The organism is Nocardiopsis moroccensis (assembly GCF_055763695.1).
Window position 1 is genome coordinate 1254793 of record NZ_CP199747.1, and the last position, 16079, is coordinate 1270871.

At 68.0% G+C, this 16079-nt stretch carries 11 protein-coding genes and 1 pseudogene; 7 read left to right on the forward strand and 5 right to left on the reverse strand.

Annotated features, from left to right (window positions below; translation table 11 throughout):
• Positions 1 to 215 precede the first annotated feature (215 nt).
• Together ACUKCB_RS05220 and ACUKCB_RS05225 are read left to right on the forward strand one after the other, a co-directional pair.
• Complete coding sequence (locus ACUKCB_RS05220) at positions 216 to 2396, forward strand: alpha-N-acetylglucosaminidase (protein ID WP_473039318.1); 2181 nt, start codon at positions 216 to 218, stop codon at positions 2394 to 2396.
• A gap of 98 nt (positions 2397 to 2494) precedes the next feature.
• Positions 2495 to 3247: a class I SAM-dependent DNA methyltransferase gene (locus tag ACUKCB_RS05225; protein ID WP_473039319.1), complete on the forward strand. Its 753-nt coding sequence runs from the start codon at positions 2495 to 2497 to the stop codon at positions 3245 to 3247.
• 91 nt (positions 3248 to 3338) lie between these two features.
• Here ACUKCB_RS05225 and ACUKCB_RS05230 read toward each other — a convergent pair.
• From ACUKCB_RS05230 to ACUKCB_RS05240, 3 genes and pseudogenes are all read right to left on the reverse strand, one after another.
• Positions 3339 to 4424: pseudogene (locus tag ACUKCB_RS05230) on the reverse strand (DUF3500 domain-containing protein); the annotation flags it as partial.
• Between the two features lie 1066 nt (positions 4425 to 5490).
• Positions 5491 to 6183: a hypothetical protein gene (locus ACUKCB_RS05235; protein ID WP_473039320.1), complete on the reverse strand. Its 693-nt coding sequence runs from the start codon at positions 6181 to 6183 to the stop codon at positions 5491 to 5493.
• A 447-nt stretch (positions 6184 to 6630) separates the two neighbouring features.
• Entirely contained in the window at positions 6631 to 10209 is a 3579-nt protein-coding gene (locus ACUKCB_RS05240) for a coiled-coil domain-containing protein (protein ID WP_473039321.1), read from the reverse strand.
• Positions 10210 to 10933: 724 nt separating this feature from the next.
• Here ACUKCB_RS05240 and ACUKCB_RS05245 point away from each other — a divergent pair.
• Entirely contained in the window at positions 10934 to 11509 is a 576-nt protein-coding gene (locus tag ACUKCB_RS05245) for a class I SAM-dependent methyltransferase (protein ID WP_473039322.1), read from the forward strand.
• A gap of 199 nt (positions 11510 to 11708) precedes the next feature.
• Here ACUKCB_RS05245 and ACUKCB_RS05250 read toward each other — a convergent pair whose 3' ends face one another.
• On the reverse strand, positions 11709 to 12092 hold the full coding sequence (locus ACUKCB_RS05250; protein WP_473039323.1) for a DUF397 domain-containing protein: 384 nt from the start codon (positions 12090 to 12092) through the stop codon (positions 11709 to 11711).
• A gap of 188 nt (positions 12093 to 12280) precedes the next feature.
• Here ACUKCB_RS05250 and ACUKCB_RS05255 point away from each other — a divergent pair, with 188 nt between their 5' ends.
• The gene (locus tag ACUKCB_RS05255) at positions 12281 to 13159 is read left to right on the forward strand and encodes a radical SAM/SPASM domain-containing protein (RefSeq protein WP_473039324.1); all 879 of its coding nucleotides are present in this window, start codon (positions 12281 to 12283) and stop codon (positions 13157 to 13159) included.
• A 7-nt stretch (positions 13160 to 13166) separates the two neighbouring features.
• Positions 13167 to 13940: a protein kinase family protein gene (locus ACUKCB_RS05260; RefSeq protein ID WP_473039325.1), complete on the forward strand. Its 774-nt coding sequence runs from the start codon at positions 13167 to 13169 to the stop codon at positions 13938 to 13940.
• A 105-nt stretch (positions 13941 to 14045) separates the two neighbouring features.
• Here the strand turns inward: ACUKCB_RS05260 and ACUKCB_RS05265 are convergent, their stop codons facing one another.
• Complete coding sequence (locus tag ACUKCB_RS05265; RefSeq protein WP_473039326.1) at positions 14046 to 14177, reverse strand: DUF397 domain-containing protein; 132 nt, start codon at positions 14175 to 14177, stop codon at positions 14046 to 14048.
• Between the two features lie 410 nt (positions 14178 to 14587).
• Between ACUKCB_RS05265 and ACUKCB_RS05270 the strand changes: the two genes are divergently transcribed.
• Positions 14588 to 15157, forward strand: coding sequence for a TetR/AcrR family transcriptional regulator (locus ACUKCB_RS05270; protein ID WP_473039327.1), 570 nt, complete (start codon positions 14588 to 14590; stop codon positions 15155 to 15157).
• A gap of 56 nt (positions 15158 to 15213) precedes the next feature.
• The gene (locus ACUKCB_RS05275; RefSeq protein ID WP_473039328.1) at positions 15214 to 16050 is read left to right on the forward strand and encodes an alpha/beta fold hydrolase; all 837 of its coding nucleotides are present in this window, start codon (positions 15214 to 15216) and stop codon (positions 16048 to 16050) included.
• Positions 16051 to 16079: the final 29 nt, after the last annotated feature.

The window sequence follows — 16079 nt, forward strand, 5'->3', positions numbered from 1 at the left end:
CAGAACGAAACAACCCCTTCGGGAGGGTCGCAGGCGGGGGGGTGTGACCTGGCCAACATTGTTGGCGCTAACATTGGGAGAAGTCAACCCCCGGGAGGATCGGGATTCCGTCCGACCTGACCGCCCGGTCAGCGCCCGCGCCGCGCCCCGCCGGGGGTGCGGCCCCGGAACGCCGGGTACGCCGGGGGAGGAGATCCCCGGCCCCAGGAGAGCGGATGACCCACACCGACAACGCGTCCGACAGCGCCCGGCACCCGCACTGGGCGGCGGCGGTCCTCGGACTGGCCGGGAGGATCCTCGGGCCGACGCACCCGCCGATCGCCCTGCACGAGTACCCGGCCCCCGAACGGTCCTTCGAGTACCGTGCCGACGCCGGAACGCTCACGGTCCGCGCGACCGACGCCGTCGCGGCGGCCGTGGGGCTGCACACCTACCTGAGGCAGGTCTGCGCCGTCACCGTGGACTGGGACGCCCGGCTCCCACTGCCGGTCCCCGCCTTCCCCGACGCCCCGCCCACACACCGCACCGCCGAGGTCGACCAGGTCTACTACCTCAACTTCTGCACCACCGGTTACACCTCGCCCTACTGGGGGTGGGACGAGTGGGAGCGTGAGACCGACTGGATGGCGCTGCACGGCGTCACCACGCCCCTGACCGCGGTGGGCCACGAGGCCGTCCTACGCGACGCCTACACCCGGCTGGGACTGAGCGACGACCAGGTGCGCGCGTTCATCGGCGGACCCGGCTACCTGCCCTGGCACCACATGGGCAACCTCGACCACTTCGCCGGACCGCTCCCGGCCTCGTGGGCCGACACCCACCTGGAACTGGGCAGACGCATCCTGGAACGCCAACGCTCCCTCGGCATGACCCCGGTTCTGCCGGCCTTCACCGGACACGTCCCGCCCGCACTGGCCCCGGCCGGGCCGGGCGGCCGGACCAGGACCCGGACCTGGCAGGGGCTGGTCACGCACGTACTCGACCCCGCAGACCCCCTGTACGCGGACGTCGGCGCCCGGATCACCCGCAGCCAGCGCGAACTCCTGGGCACCGACCACCTGTACGCGATCGACCCCTTCATCGAGATGGTCCCGGTCGACGCGAACCCCTCCTTCCCCGCGGCGATCGCCGCGGCCACCCTGGAAGGGCTCACCCGGGCCGACCCCGAGGCCGTGTGGACCATGCAGAGCTGGCCCTTCTCCTACCAGCGCTCCTTCTGGAGCGACGAACGGGTCACCGCCTTCCTCGACGCCATCCCCGACGAACGGCTCCTCCTGCTCGACCTGTTCGCCGAGCGCGAGCCCCAGTGGACCCGCTTCGACTCCTTCGGCGACAAGACCTGGATATGGTGCGCCCTGCTCAACTTCGGCGGCCGCACCGACCCCATGGCCGACCTCCAGGGCACCCTGGACCGGGTCAACGCCGCCAAGGCGGCCCGTGACCGCCCCGCCGGGATCGGCCTGTCCATGGAGGCCACCCGCAACAACCCCGCCTTCTTCGACCTGGTCATCGACCAGGCCTGGACCCGCACCGAACGGGTGGAACGCGACTGGCTGCCCGGTTTCGTCGAACGTCGCTATGGCCGGGGACACGACCCCTCGCTCCTGGAGGCCTGGCGGGGGCTGCTCGCCACCGTCCACGCGGTCCCCGACACCTTCCGCCACCCCGCCGACCAGTACGGGGTCCTGGGGCAGCGGCCCCACTACGGGGACCTGGCCGACCCCGGAGAACTGCGAGCCCGGGTCGCCGCCCGGGTCTGGTACGCGTGGCCGGACCTCCTCCGCGCCTGGGAGCGCCTGGTCGGTGCGGCCGAGAACACCCCCGGACTCGCCGACGGCCCCCTGGGACGGGACCTGGCGGACGTGGCCATGGCGGTCCTGCTACGGGTCGCCGACCACCGTTACCTGGAGCTGGTCGAGGGCGTCGCCCGGGAGGGGGCCGTCCCGCAGGAGGAACTGGCCGACTTCCTGGCCGTGTTCGACCACCTCGACGCGCTCCTGGCCACCCGCCCCGAGTACACCTACCGGAACTGGGAGGACCAGGCCGCCTCCTGGGCCGCCGGGGAGGAGGACCGCCGGGTGCTGCTCGACAACGCCCGCCGGATCCTCACCGTGTGGACCGTGCCCGGTGACGGCCGGCTCGACGACTACGCCAGCCGCATGTGGGCGGGACTGGTCGGCGACTACTACCGTTCCCGCTGGCAGCTGTGGGCCCGGGAGCTGGAATCGGCCGCGAGCGACCCCGCCGGGGCCGCGGCGCGGCTGGATCGCGCCCTGCTCGAACGCGAGGAGGAGTTCCTGGCCCGCGGTGTGCCGGACCCGCCGCAGGAGAGCGGAGACGTGGTGGCCCGTTCACGGGCGCTCCTGGACCGTTACGGCCGCACGGAACGCCCCTGACCGCCCCGCCGCATGATCTCCGACCCGGGCGGCGGGTCTCCTCCCGCCGCCCGGAAAACCCGTGGCGCCGTGCGCGGGCCCCGGGCTACGTTGCCCGGATGAGCGACACCGATTCGACCCAGGTCTGGGACGCAGAGACGGCGGCCCGCTACGACACCCCCGGCGAGGGGATGTTCGCCCCGGAGGCGCTCGACCCCTGCGTGGACCGACTGGCCGGACTCGCCGGTGACGGAGCCGCCCTCGAATTCGCCGTCGGTACCGGACGCGTCGCGGTGCCGCTGGCCGCGCGGGGCGTACCCGTCACCGGAATCGAGCTGTCCGAGGCGATGGTCGCCCAGCTGCGCACCAAGGCGGACGAGGCCGCGCTGCCCGTGGTGGTCGGTGACATGGCCACCACCACGGTGCCGGGCGAGTTCGCCCTGGTCTACCTCGTGTACAACACCATCTCCAACCTGCTCACCCAACAGGAACAGGTCGAGTGCTTCCGCAACGCGGCCGGGCACCTGGCCCCCGGAGGGCGCTTCGTCGTGGAACTGGGGGTGCCCGAGCTGCGGCGCCTGCCGCCCGGCCAGGAGGGGCTGCTGTTCACCGCGGACCCCGGCTACATCGGCGCGGACACCTACGACGTGGTGAACCAGCACCTGGTCTCGCACCACTTCCTGTTCGGCGAGGGGCGCCAGGCGCGGGTGTTCCGGGTGAAACAGCGGTACGCCTGGCCGAGCGAGCTCGACCTCATGGCCCGCATCGCAGGCTTCGAGCTGGAGTCCCGGCACGCCGACTGGCAGGGGGCCGAATTCACCGGCGACTCCCGTTCGCACGTGTCCGTCTACCGGCTGCCCGCATCGGGATGACGCCCGGCCCGCCCCGGTCCCGCGGGGCGGGAAGACGGACGCCCTCCCCGCGGTCCGGTCGCGGGGAGGGCGTCCCCGGGGTGCGGCCGGGTCAGTCGTCCCAGCCGTAGTCGGCGTTCTGGTCGCGGAACATCGTGTGTTCGTGCACCTCGGACGTCTCCACCCCGGGCTGGTTGGAGAACTCGATCCAGGCCGAGGGGCCGTCCAGTCGGATGTAGGTCTCCACGTCGTCGGCGTCGGTGGACCCGCTCCACGACAGGTAGGTCTGGTCGTACTCGGACACGTACTGCTCGACGAGCGCCTCGGCGACCTCCTCGTCCAGGTCACCGACCCAGGCGCGCAGCATAGCGGTCACCTGGTCCTGCTGCTCCTGGCTCAGGTCGCTGACCAGGAGGCCCTCCTCCTCGGGGAAGGGTCCGTCCTCGCCCGGGCCCAGCACCAGGTCGTTGGAGGAGTTGTCGATCTCGGCCTCGGCGAGCTGCTCCTGGTCCAGGGACCCGACCGCGCCCAGCGCGGCCTCGCGCTTGTCCGCCAGGGGCTCGTACGACTCGCCCCGGTAGTCGAACTCCAGAGGTTCGGTGCCGGTCAGTGACGGCGACAGGGTCACGTCGTCGCCCGAGTAGGTGATGTTGTAGGCGAGGTGGTGCCCGCCGTACTGCACCATGAAGGAGTCGGTCTCGCTGGGCTCGCCGAAGAACGACAGGTAGTACTGGTCCTCGCCGAAGCTCAGCTCACCCGGGGCGCCTCCGCCGGGACCCCTGCCCTCCTCGGGAGGCTCTCCCTCACCGTCGAGCGCCCCCGAGGGCGGCCCGCCCTCCCCGTCGTCCGAGGGAGCGGCGTCCTCGCCCTCCTCGCCCCGCTGCTCCTGTCCGTCCTGTCCCTGGGGGCTGTCGGTGTCGCTCTGGTCCTGGTTCTCGTCGAGGTAGCCGTCGGCCGCCTGGATGGCGAGCAGTTCGTCGTAGCCCTGTTCGCTCAGCGCGGCCTCCATGACCGCGAGCGCGGCCTCCTTCTGCTCCTCGTCCAGGTCCGCGAGGGAGATGCCGTTGCGTTCGACGAACGTCGTCGGGAAGTTGGACCACCCGGTCGTCCTGGCCTCGTCGTCGTAGTCCAGGACCACCGTCTCGCGCTGTTCCTCGGAGAGGGTGTCCAGGAAGGCCTCGGCGGCGGTCACCACCTCGGCGGTGTTGGCGTTGCCGGTGCGGCTGTCCGCCTCGCTCACGTCCGACGCCTCCGAGCCGGAGTCGCCGGTGGCGGCCCCCGCGCCGGTGGCGCAGCCCACGAGGCCGACCACCATACCCAGGGCCGCGGCCGAAAGCGTGAGGGAACGGAGTCGGCGGGGACGGCGGGAGGGGGAGTCGTCGTGGTGGCGCATGTGTGTCCTCGTTCCAGTGGGTTCTCGGTCGCCTCTCACCATGGATGACCAGGGTGAACCCCGGTTCGGTTGCGGGTGAGGGCAGCGTGAGAACCCGGTTTGTGTACCGGTGTCTTCGGCGCGGGTATGGGTGGAACGGCTCTGTCGGCTTTTCTCTCCTCGTACCTGGCCAGCGTCCTCGTCCTGCTGTGGCCCCAGGGCTGATGGCTGCCGCTTTGGTTTCGTGGGGGGAGGAGATCTTCCAGGCCACTGCCCTGTACACCTCTGTTGTCTCCCCGGCAGGGAGGAGGTCAGGGCAGGGTGACAAGCTGTCCTGGCAGGCCCCGGGGGATGTGGGAGCATGGGCGGCCCGGACTCTGGTGTGAGTCATTCGGAAGGTCAAGCGGAGATAACGGCTCGGGTCTTCGCAGGTCATTAACTATGAGCCCCGCGCAGGCGGGGATGGACCTCCAAGTGGTGCAGTCGCGCCTGCGTGTCCAGGATGAGCCCCGCGCAGGCGGGGATGGACCGAGCCCACGAACGAGGAGATCGTTGCCGAGGACATGAGCCCCGCGCAGGCGGGGATGGACCGTCAACTTCCGGCCGTCGTTGTCGTATACGTCAATGAGCCCCGCGCAGGCGGGGATGGACCGGACGGCGACAACAACGCTTTCCAGGCCATCCAGTGAGCCCCGCGTACAACACGCCCCCGCTGCCTGCCTTCTAGTGGGGGCGCGGCGATCAAGCCAGAACAGAAACCCGGTCAGCGAGCGCGCCTCCCCCACGGTGATCCCCCAGGTCGTCCACGAGAGAGCGCAACCGGTGCTGTGTAGTGGCACGTAGTGAACCGGAAGGAACCGTGTCCAGCACGCTCTCCCCCAGGACGACAGCATCAGATGCATGGCGTTGGGCCGCCTGCGCGCGGGCGTGCACGGTCACCGCAGCGGCCCAACCGGGCGACCCGGAACGCTTGAGGGAGGCCGAGGTGTGCGCGTGCTGCGCAGCCTGAGCGGGGTCGTGTGAGCAGAGCTTCGGCCAGGCGCAGCTCGAACTCGGCGCGGTCGAACCCGAACCGGCCGGGCTCGTCCTCCGTCCGGTCCATGTGGCGTCGGGCCTGGGTGATGGGGGCGGTCAGAGCGTCGGTGTCGCCCAAGGCGGCCAGCGGGCGCAGACGGCACCACGCAGTGATCCGGGCGGAATGTAGGGGTGTGTGCGCGTAGTGAGCGGCTTGGTCAGCGAGTTCGGGGGCTTCGGCCGGGCGGTGGCGGCCCATGGTGACCATCGACTGTGCTCCCAGCGCCCAGCCAGTCAGGTGGGAATCACCGACCTGTTCTCCGACCCGGGCGGCGGTGCCCAGGTGAATGAGCGCTCCGGACGGGTCACCAGTGTGGTGGGCGAGATTGCCCAGTAGGGCGGACATCCACCCCAGTACCCGGCGGGCGTCGGTGCCGGTGTGGCCCATCAGCAGGGAGCGGCAGCGCGCTACTTCAGAGGCCAGTACCCGAGGTGGGAAGTCGCTGTACCTGTGGGTGTAGAACTCCAGGGCTTGTTCAGCGAGGTCCCCCCCAGGCTCGGTGCCATGCAAGGTGATGCTGTCGGCGACGGCGGTGAGCTCGGGGCACCCGGGGGCATGTGGTGCTCCTGTCGCGGCTGCGGTAAGGGGTGACCGTACCAACCGGGGTCGCCCGCGGGGAGGGGAACACCCAACCGTGTCGGGGGGATGCCGTACACGCGAGCCAGGGCGTACACGTACACCGGGCCGGGGCACGCCTGGCCGTGTTCCCACCGGCACAGCATGGCGGTGGTCAGCCCCGGCGGGGCCAGCCCATCGGAGCGGTACACCTCACCCACTGCCTCCACGACGTGGCGGCGGGACCAGCCGTAGGCGAACCTCCATGCCTCCAACGGGGTGATGGGCAGGACCCTCTCTATCTGTCTCGGGGGAAGCAGCCCCGCGCCCTGGGGGTGCGGTCACGTCGGGCGGGAACCTACTGGTGCGGTGTCCCCGCCCGACGCAGTCGGTCCGCTGGCCTCAGGTGGTGGCGACCCAGCCGGTGATGCCCCGGTAGTTCACCAGGTTCCAGCCCTCACCGTGTTCGAGCACGTCGGCCTCTCCCCACTGGGGGACCAGACCGATGGGCGAGCTGGCGGCGTCCGGATCCACCCGGATCACCCGCGGCTCCGCAGCCTGGCCGGGCCTGGCCTGTTCCGGTACCTGGGCCGACCCCTCCGGCGCGGAGCCCCATGACGGCCACGCCATCACATGGTTCTCGAGTTCGATCCGAACGGACGTCGCTCCGGGCTCCCCCACTTCCTGGTTGGTTTCCCACCTTTTGAACACCGTGTTACCCGACCCCGCAGGAGCCTGGAGGTCGACTGTGTGGTTCTCGTTGTAGATCCGCACCATTGGGCCGTAACCGTCGCCTCGACCAGCCTTGTCAGGGGCAGAGCAGGTGATGACCTCGTCGCCCACACCGCCCTCCGGAAGCACGGTCAGGACCCGTTGGTCGGACGGAGCGTCTGCGCTGTCGATCTCGACGGCGAAATAGAGCGCGGTGATCTTCGGACACTCCGAAGCCCGCAGGTGCGGCGGGTAACTCACCGACAGGATCAGGTCCGACCAGGCCGGGACGAGTGAGAGCTTCTGCCTGATCTCTTTGGAGCCCTTGCCGATGATGATGTCGAGGAGGTCGTCGTTGGTCGGGCTCGGGGCATCCTTCTTGATCTCCAGGGTGCCTTCGGGCGGGCGAGAGCAGGTCCACCCCCAGCCGTCGGGGGAGTCGGAGCTGATGAGGTAGAGCCCGCCGTCCCGGCGCATGATTCCCTTCTGGGCGGCAACGAGCTTAAGTCGTAGAGAGAAGCCCGGGGACATCTTCGACCACTCTTGGTCCAGGGTGACACTTTTCAGTGTGACGCTGGACAGCCGAGCGAGCTGTTGGCTGGGGTCGATCAGGCCCTGCGACAGGGGATCGATGACAGCGCGCTGCACCTTCGAGTTCAGCGCCTCGATCGCCCCAGGGGGCGTCCCAGGGGTTCGCTGCTCCAGGAGTGTGAATGGCCTCTCGCTCACCTTCGTCCTTACGTGATCCTCTGGCAACTGGGAGCGGATGTCTTCCAGGGTTGTCTGGAAGACGGTATCGAGCGCTTTGGCGTTGGCGTTCAGTTTGGCCGCGTCCCACTCCTCCGACGGGTTCACCAGTTCGGTGATCTTCTCGGTCACCTTTGGGAGTTCCCAATTGACGGTGGGCGTTTTGAGTAGCGCTGCCTCGTAGGACTTGACCACCAGATACAGGCGCTTCTGGAGGGCGCGCCGGGAGCGCTGCTCCATGTGCTGCACAGCCGAGACCGCCTCCGGGTCGAGTGAGGCCGTCTTCTGGTTGCGCTGCTGTTGCAGGCGCACGACCGCGCCCGCGTTGGCCGCCAGACGGCTGTAGCCCTCGCCCACGGACTGCATCACTGCCTGGAGGTCGGCGAACAGCTTCTCCTTCTTCTTGTTGACCTTTCGGATCTTCTCGGACAAGTCCTTCCATTCCTGGCTCTCGGCCTGAAGCTTGGCCAGCGCTGCCTCGACCTCGGTCTTGGGTACCTGGAGCGACTTGAGGCCCTCCGAGGTCAGGGAAAAAGCAGAGCCCACCGACTGACCGGCCTTGCTCCAGTCCAGCGGCGTCTTCGACGCCCCCGCATCCGCTTCCTTGGCTACCTTCTGCACCTTTTGCGCCTCGGCCAGGGCCTTTCCGCCCTGATCCAGGACAGAGCCGATCTTCGACAACGTGACGGGGTCGTTGTCCCGGTCGTCGTCCGCGAAGCCCGACACGGCAGCGGCCAATGAACCCAGGGTGCCCAGGACCGGCTGACCCACAGGAATGACCTGGCACAACGCCCCTGCCAACTTGGAGAAAAACTTGACCCGGGCGCGCTTTTCCTTCTCAGCTTTGACCTGGTCCAGTAGTTTGTTGTGCAGCCGGTTCAGGTCGGTCTTCAACTTTTGGAGGTCGCTGCGCACCTCCTCGATCGAGCTGGTGACCTCACGGACCTTCTCCTCACCCTTGGTGACCTGTTCCGCCACCGCTTCGGAGTCGGCGTTGACGGTGTCGATCGTGTCCTTCAGGACGGTTGATGCTTCGTGCGCGGTGCGGTCCGCGGCCCTGACCCGTGCGCTGATCAGCATCATCCGTAGCGCCCACTGGGTTTCGTTCTTGTACCCCTGGATCGACCCGGACAGCGAGAGCACAGGGCTGTACCCGGCCGGGTTGCCGAAGTAGTCGAGATGGGTCCGTTCGTGCAGCAGCAGGGTAGCGATCTCGGTGAGCGCGGCCTCCCACTCCGATTCGACTCCGTTCCAGGCGCCGGTGTCCGGGTGTGGCTGGGAGAAAGCGTGTTCGTAGATCGACAGCATTTCCTGCAGCTGGCCTTGGGCTCCCGCCAGAAAAAGGTCACGGACGTATTCCAGTACCGCTTGAACACCGAGCGGGTGCATCCAGGCGTTGGGTATGTCACGGAACACCGGTGCCGGGCTGCTTCCCTCCTTCCCCACAGCGGGGCGGTTGATCGGGTGGGTTTCCGTCACCTCGACCTTTGTAGTGCCGGGCGGGACCCAGCAGTCGTGTTCTTCGTAGTAGTCAGGGAAGAAGGTGATCTTGAAGTATGCGTAACGATCGAACTTCCCCGGGGTCAATTCCTGCTTCGACTGATTATTATTGAGTACTTTGTAGGGGAAGTTCGAGACCCCTCCCTTGCCTCCATTTTTTGAGAATGTCAGAGCTTCATGGTCGAGGTTGGTGGTCACGGTGCCACCGCTCCCCCCGCCTCCGGGGGACCCTGGAGGCAAGTGTTTTTTCTTTCCCCAAGTTTCCCCAGGGGTGATTCGGGAGTCGATGTCTGTCGAAGTTTCATAGTAGATTGCAGGGGGGGTGAATTTGACCGTTTCCTGTAGCTCCACCGTTCCTTTGATTTTGAATTTTTTGCTAGAGTATAGTTCTACGAGCTCACCGGGGCCGCCGTTCTGTCCGTCTCCGCCGCAAGCGATCAAGCGGACCTTCGAGGGGTCGGAAGATTCCACTCTGTGAACGAAGACTTGGATGGAGCCGGCGTTCCGCCCAGGGGCTCCGTTCTCGGCCGGAACGTCTTTCGCTCCTTCGACACCTTTGATGGCGCCTCGTGCCCTAGGCACCAACCAGCGGAGGGGCGAGGTGTCAATGCTGGCGTCTGAGTCGGCCCAGACGAGGCGCCGGGCGAAAATGTCCACGTCCGCCTCCGGCAGGGAGAACGCCCCGCGCACTTCGAGGGTGTCGCAGTAGATGCGCAGGGAACCGACGGCGACCTGGGGGGTCTTCGCGTCGATCGTCTGCGTGCTCCGGTCGACGTGGAACGCCTCCCAGAGCCCGTTCGGGTGGCCCTTGGCGAGCACGATGTGCACGCCCGTGACCGTGTGGTCCCTGGGGCCCTTTGCGGTCTTGGTGGAGAACCGCCGGATGTAGAGGGTGCTCGTCGCCTTAGGCGGCTCTTGGCGGGTGTTAATGAACGAGCACTGCGTGCTTGTGCGTGAGAGTCGTTCCAGGTCGGCTTGGAACGGATCATCTTCCATAAGGTTGGTGGGCTGTGCAGGATCCATCTGTGTTCCCAGCGTCGATGTTCATAGCTGTTGCCCGCCCCCACTCGAACCACGAGCCGGTTTCACTGATGTGCATGGCGAAGGCCCTTTTTGGGAGAGAATCTCCGATCACGTGACACCCAGGGGTCCACCGGGCAAGAATTCTGCGATGTCGGGGCCTTGAACGGGCGGGCGTGGCGACTCCCGCATGGCAGGAGTTCAGGCATGTGACAGTACCGTCACTGTGAGTGATAAGTCGAATGGTGCAGTCGAACCGACGCAGGAGAATGCGGGGTCAACCAGACCTGATCAGAGCCGACACGGCACACACGAGAAGTCCACCGCAGAGGGCACCGAAACGTCCCTGAATAGGCAAAACGTGCCATGAGGGCACAACCCGCTCTCTGTCAGTCTCGGGTGATCTGGTCGGTAATCGCGGGGATCGGGGACGCCGTGGCGTTGCTGCTCGGCGCGGATACGAGAAGCCTCGCGGGCGAGCTGGGTGCGGGTAGAGCGGCTGACCTTCACGTCGCTCTCCTGGGGGCAGGGTCAGTGCCCTTACCCAAACGAGGAGAACGGGTTCGTCATCGACCAGCCGCTGTGGGGCCGCGACGCCGCGAACTGCTCGCCGTGCGCTCATGGAACCGACTGCCACTGATCTTGTAGACAACAACCCCGCCGCCCAGGAGGGCGGCGGGGTCTTCTTGTCAAACCCCTGCCTCAAAGCCGCACTGGTGGCTACCGTGTGACGGTCCTGACCACACTGCACAGGGGCCACACGATGACCGTCACCGACCTGACCACCTACTGGGACCGCTACGCCAGCAACCTTCCCACCCCCTCCCGGGAGGAAGCGCTCAAGAAGGCGTTGCGCTGGTGCCAGTACGACGACCATGGGCCCGGTGCGGAGCTGCTGGGCGAACCCGAGAGCGCCCTCGAACTCGGGTGTGGCCGCGGGGGCGCGGTGGCAGCACTGGCGAGCACAGGTGTGGATTCCACCGGTGTGGACCTGTCAGCCGAACACATCCATGCGGCTCACCGGTGGTGGGATGACGTGCCGGGTGCACGGTTCGTTCAAGGCGACGTGCTCACCTTTCTCGCGGAGACGGACCAGCGGTGGGACGTGGCGTACTCGATGTGGGGCGCGGTGTGGTTCACCGACCCCGCAACGTTGCTGCCTTCTGGTCTGCGGCAGGATCAAGCCCGGGGGCCGTTTGGTGTTCGCTCACGCCCCTGCTGTCACTGGCGCCTATGGGGTTCAGGGGATGTACGCGAACGGGTTCCGGGGCCGGGCTGTGTGGGTGCACCGGTGGGCGTATGAGCCGCAGGTGTGGGAGGGGTTGCTCCGCAGCGTGGGGTTCGAGCACGCCCGGGTGTGGGTGGAGTCGGCGCCGGAGGAAGGGCACGTGGGCACGCTCATCGGGGTGGCGCACCGGGCGGCCGTGTGAGATCAGTGTCCGGTCCGCTTCGCAGCTGAGCAGATCCTGCGACAGCCTGAGCGGGGTGTTCACTGGGGGAGGCTAGGGCTGTTGGGCATTGCGGCGCTCGTACTCCGCTAGGACCTCGGGCCGGTTCAGCGGGGACGGCACCCAGGCCGCCTCAACCTCACCCTCACCGCGCTGAATCGCAGCCTCCTCCTCCGACAGGTACTCCTCGGGGATGTCGAACTCACCATCCCGAGCCCCCAGGACGAACGCCTCCCACTCGGCGGGGGTGAAGAACAAGATGCCCTTCTGAGGTGACTTGCCGCCCCGCACCGCGCGGAAGCCGTCGTCGAACTCCGCGACCTCCACCACCGCCTCGGAGTCCGGCTTGGACAGGGAGGAACGCATCCACACGGCGTCGGTGGTGTCGTGCCACTTCTCGTTCCCGTTGGCCTCGGGCGGCAGGTTCGGGTGGGTCATGGTGTGCCTCTGCGGGTCGGTGGGGTTCTGGGAGCGGGGGGCCGGGGTGAAGGGTAACCCGAACGTGTCGGCTGTTGGGGTTGGCCAGTTCCAGCCAACCCCGCGACAACCCAACCACACACCGTTACGATCGGGTTCACCCCTGTCTCCCCAGATGGCAACACACCCTCACCCCGAAACGAGGACATGTGACCATCACCCCAGACGCCCCACCCCGGACCCGCCCCGGAATGCTCTGGCTCGACCTCACCCGCAAGTGCCAACTCGAATGCGCCCACTGCTACAACTCATCCGGGCCCGGCGGTGACCACGGCCAGATGACCCGGAACGACTGGCTCCGCACCATCGACCAGGCCGCCGACACCGGAACCCGCCACGTCCAACTCATCGGCGGGGAACCCACCCTGCACCCCGACGCACCCGTGATCGCTGAACACGCCCTGGGACGCGGGTTGAACGTCGAGGTGTACTCCAACCTCGTCCACGTCAGCAACATGTGGTGGACGCTGCTCCAGCGCCCCGGCATGTCGGCCGCGACCTCCTACTACGGGTCCGACCCAGCCCGACACAACCTGATGACCGGCCGGCCCGCCTCACACCGGCACACCCGGGCCAACATCATCCGAGCCCTGAACCTCGGGGTGCCCCTGCGGGTAGCGATCATCACCCCGGACGGTGAGGGTGTCGAGGAGACCCGCGCCGAACTCGAAACCCTCGGCGTGCAGCGGGTCGGCGTCGACCACGTTCGCCCCTACGGTCGGGGAGCCCACGAGCAGGAACCCGACTGCTCCGGGCTGTGCGGGGCGTGCGGCGACAACCGGGCCGCGGTGGCCCCGGACGGAACCGTGTCCCCGTGCGTGTTCTCCACCTGGCTGGGTACGGGAAACGTCCGCCAGGAGGCGCTGGCCGATATCCTGACCGGCCCCGGCATGGCCCAAGCCCGCAACACGATCACAGCTGGCAAGAAGAGCAACGAGGACGATGACGGCAACACCATCATCAAGTGCGAACCAGACAACTGGTGCTCCCCCGGCGGCCCCGGCAGTGAGTGCAACCCCCGGAACTGAGAACACCATGATCCCGTTCACCGAACTCATCCACCCACACACCGGGGACATCCACGAGGCCCAACCCGTCAACGGCGGCTACAGCTGGTCCACGACCTACATCCTCAACAGCGAGAAGGGGAAGTTCTTCGTCAAAGGGGTCCCGAACCGGCAGGGTGGACGCCTCGACTCAGCCAAGCGGGAAGCGGACATCAACCCGTTCATCCGCGGCCTCTCCCCGACCATGCGGTGGCAGGCCGAGGACACGAAGTGGTTCGTGATGGGCTTCGACGCCATCAAGGGGCGGTCGGCCGACTTCCTGCCGGGTTCCACCGACCTGGGCCGGGTTGTGGAGGCCCTGAACCGTGTGTCGGCGCTCCCGTTCCCTCCGGTCGCGTTGGGGTGGGAGGAAACGCGTTGGGACCGGTTCACCACCGAGGAGGACAAGAAGCTTCTCGCCGGGGACTCGTTGACCTACACCGACATCCACGGCAACAACGTCCTCCTGGCCGAAGACCAGACGTGGCTCATCGACTGGGCGTGGCCTACCCGGGGAGCTTCGGTCATCACACCATCCTGCTTCGCTGTCCAGCTCATCTCAGCCGGGCACTCACCGGAATCCGCAGAGTCGTGGGTGTCCCAGCTGGATTCGTGGAAAGAGTCCACCCCCGAAAGCATCGCCGCATTCACACAGGCCGATGTGCACCTGTATGAGTGGCAGGTCGAGGCCCGCCCTGAGCAAGAGTGGTTGAAGGCGATGCTGGACGCCGCGAAGGAGTGGCGCAGTTACCTCAAGGAGTGATCGGGTCTTTGATCCTGGTGGCGTGTGACGTCCTCGGGGTAGCCTGTGCCCGCTGAACATGGATCGGCCCCGCCCACCTGGGCGGGGCCGGTTTGCGCTGTCGAGCTACTGGCCGCGCACTGCCGCCACGAGGGCTGCCCACTCCGCAGACGGAGCTTCGAGGTGGCCAAGTTCCCTGTTCTGGGTGTCACGGAACCGGGTTTTGGGGCCTTCAGCGACCTCGTGAGCCCCGCGCACGCGGGGATGGGCCGGCTGAGATAGCCAACGCCTGTGCAGCGATCGGGTGAGCCCCTCGCACGCGGGGATGGGCCGGTCAACGCCGCTGGGCGGACCGCCCTGCGACGCGGCTCACCAACACCTCGAACACGGCCTGCCAGCGACCAACTCGACTGAGACAGCAGGCGCAGCGGGCCGAGTCGAACAGCCGTGGCCTTGGCCCCTCAGCCGCACATCGCCCGCAGTACCGCTGCGGCACGCCCGGTTGTCCCGGGGCGCGGTGGCGGAATCCGGCTAACTCCTCTCGTTGCCAGGCGCTCCTCACGCAGGTTCTTCGATCGGCTCGGCAGCTTGTTGTGGGCGGACAAGGGCTTGCCCTCACGCCATAACCTAGGCATATTAGGAAATAACCTAGGAAGGCTAGGAACCTTATGCCGCGCGTGGGACTCACCCGGGACACGGTGGTGTCCACCGCCGCCGATGTCGCTGACGAGATCGGGTTCGACCATCTGACGCTCGCCGTGCTCGCGGAGCGGTTCGGCGTCCGCGACGCCAGCCTCTACACACACGTCCGAGGCCTGGCCGATCTCCTGGAGAGCGTGGCCCTGCTGGCCCACGACGAATGGGCGGACACCCTGGGGCGGGCGGTGGCCGGACGATCCGGCCACGAAGCCCTCAAAGCCTTCGCCGACGCCTACCGGGCGTTCGCCACCGGAAATCCGGGCCGGTACGCCGCCACCCGGTACCCGGTGCCGCCCGAGAGGATGGCCGCGTCCACCGGAGTGCCGCGCATCATCGAAGCGTGCTACGCGCTGCTGCGCGGCTACGACCTGGTCGAACCGGACGCCACCGACGCGGTACGGCTGCTGCGCAGCGCCTTCCACGGCTTCAGCGACCTGGAGGCCGTCGGCGGCTTCACCGCTGACCGCGACCTGGACGCCTCCTGGCAACGCGCGGTCAACGCACTCCACCACACCCTGACCAACTGGTCGCAGAGCTGAACCCTGAACAGGAGCAACGTATCCCTCCCAGCACCCTCATCCTGAACGACGCCACCGTGGACTACGACCGCCGTGGCAGCGGTCCGCCGCTGCTGCTCATCCCCGGTGGCGTGGGACACGGCGGCGTGTTCGACCAGCTCGCCTCGCATCTGGCCGACCACCACGACGTCGTCGCCATGTCCAGCCGGGTGGCCTCGAAACGACAGCCGCAGACCGTGCTCGGCGACCAGCGCCCCGAGACCCACGCCGGGGACGCACTCCGCCTGATCGAGGAACTCTTCGACGAACCGCCGACCGTGTTCGGCTTCAGCTCCGGCTCCGTCACCGCCCTCGAACTGCTGGCCCGCCACCCCGACCACGTCCGCCTCGCCGTCGTCCACGAGCCGCCGCTGGTCAATCTGCTGCCGGACGCCGCGCGCCACCGCGCCGCGTTCGAATCGGTCCGCGCCACCGCCCGCACCCGGGGCCTGGCCGAAGCCCAGCCGCTCATGTTCGCGGCCATGACCGCCCCCGTCACCGGAGCGGAGTCGCCCGAGCTCCGCCACACCGGTGCCTGGTTCGACGGTTACGCCGACACCGAACCCGAACCGCCCACCCTCGCGTTGACAGAGCTGTTCGCCAGCCTCGGTGACCTCCAGTCGGTGATGCTGGAACACATCCTGGTCCCGTTCACCACCCACGAGCCCGACCTGGCCGCACTCGGGGCGCGAACCGGCCGACTCGTCCCCGTGGCCGGTACCGACTCCCGCGGTCAGCTGCCCTACCGGACCGCAGCCGCACTGGCCGCCCGGCTCGACCTCCCCCTGACCGAACTTCCCGGAGGCCATCTCGGCCCGGTCGAACGCCCCACACAGTTCGCCAGCGCGCTCAGAGCGCTCCTCGAAACACTCTGAGCGACGCCCTCGCCGTGGGCGAGCGAGAC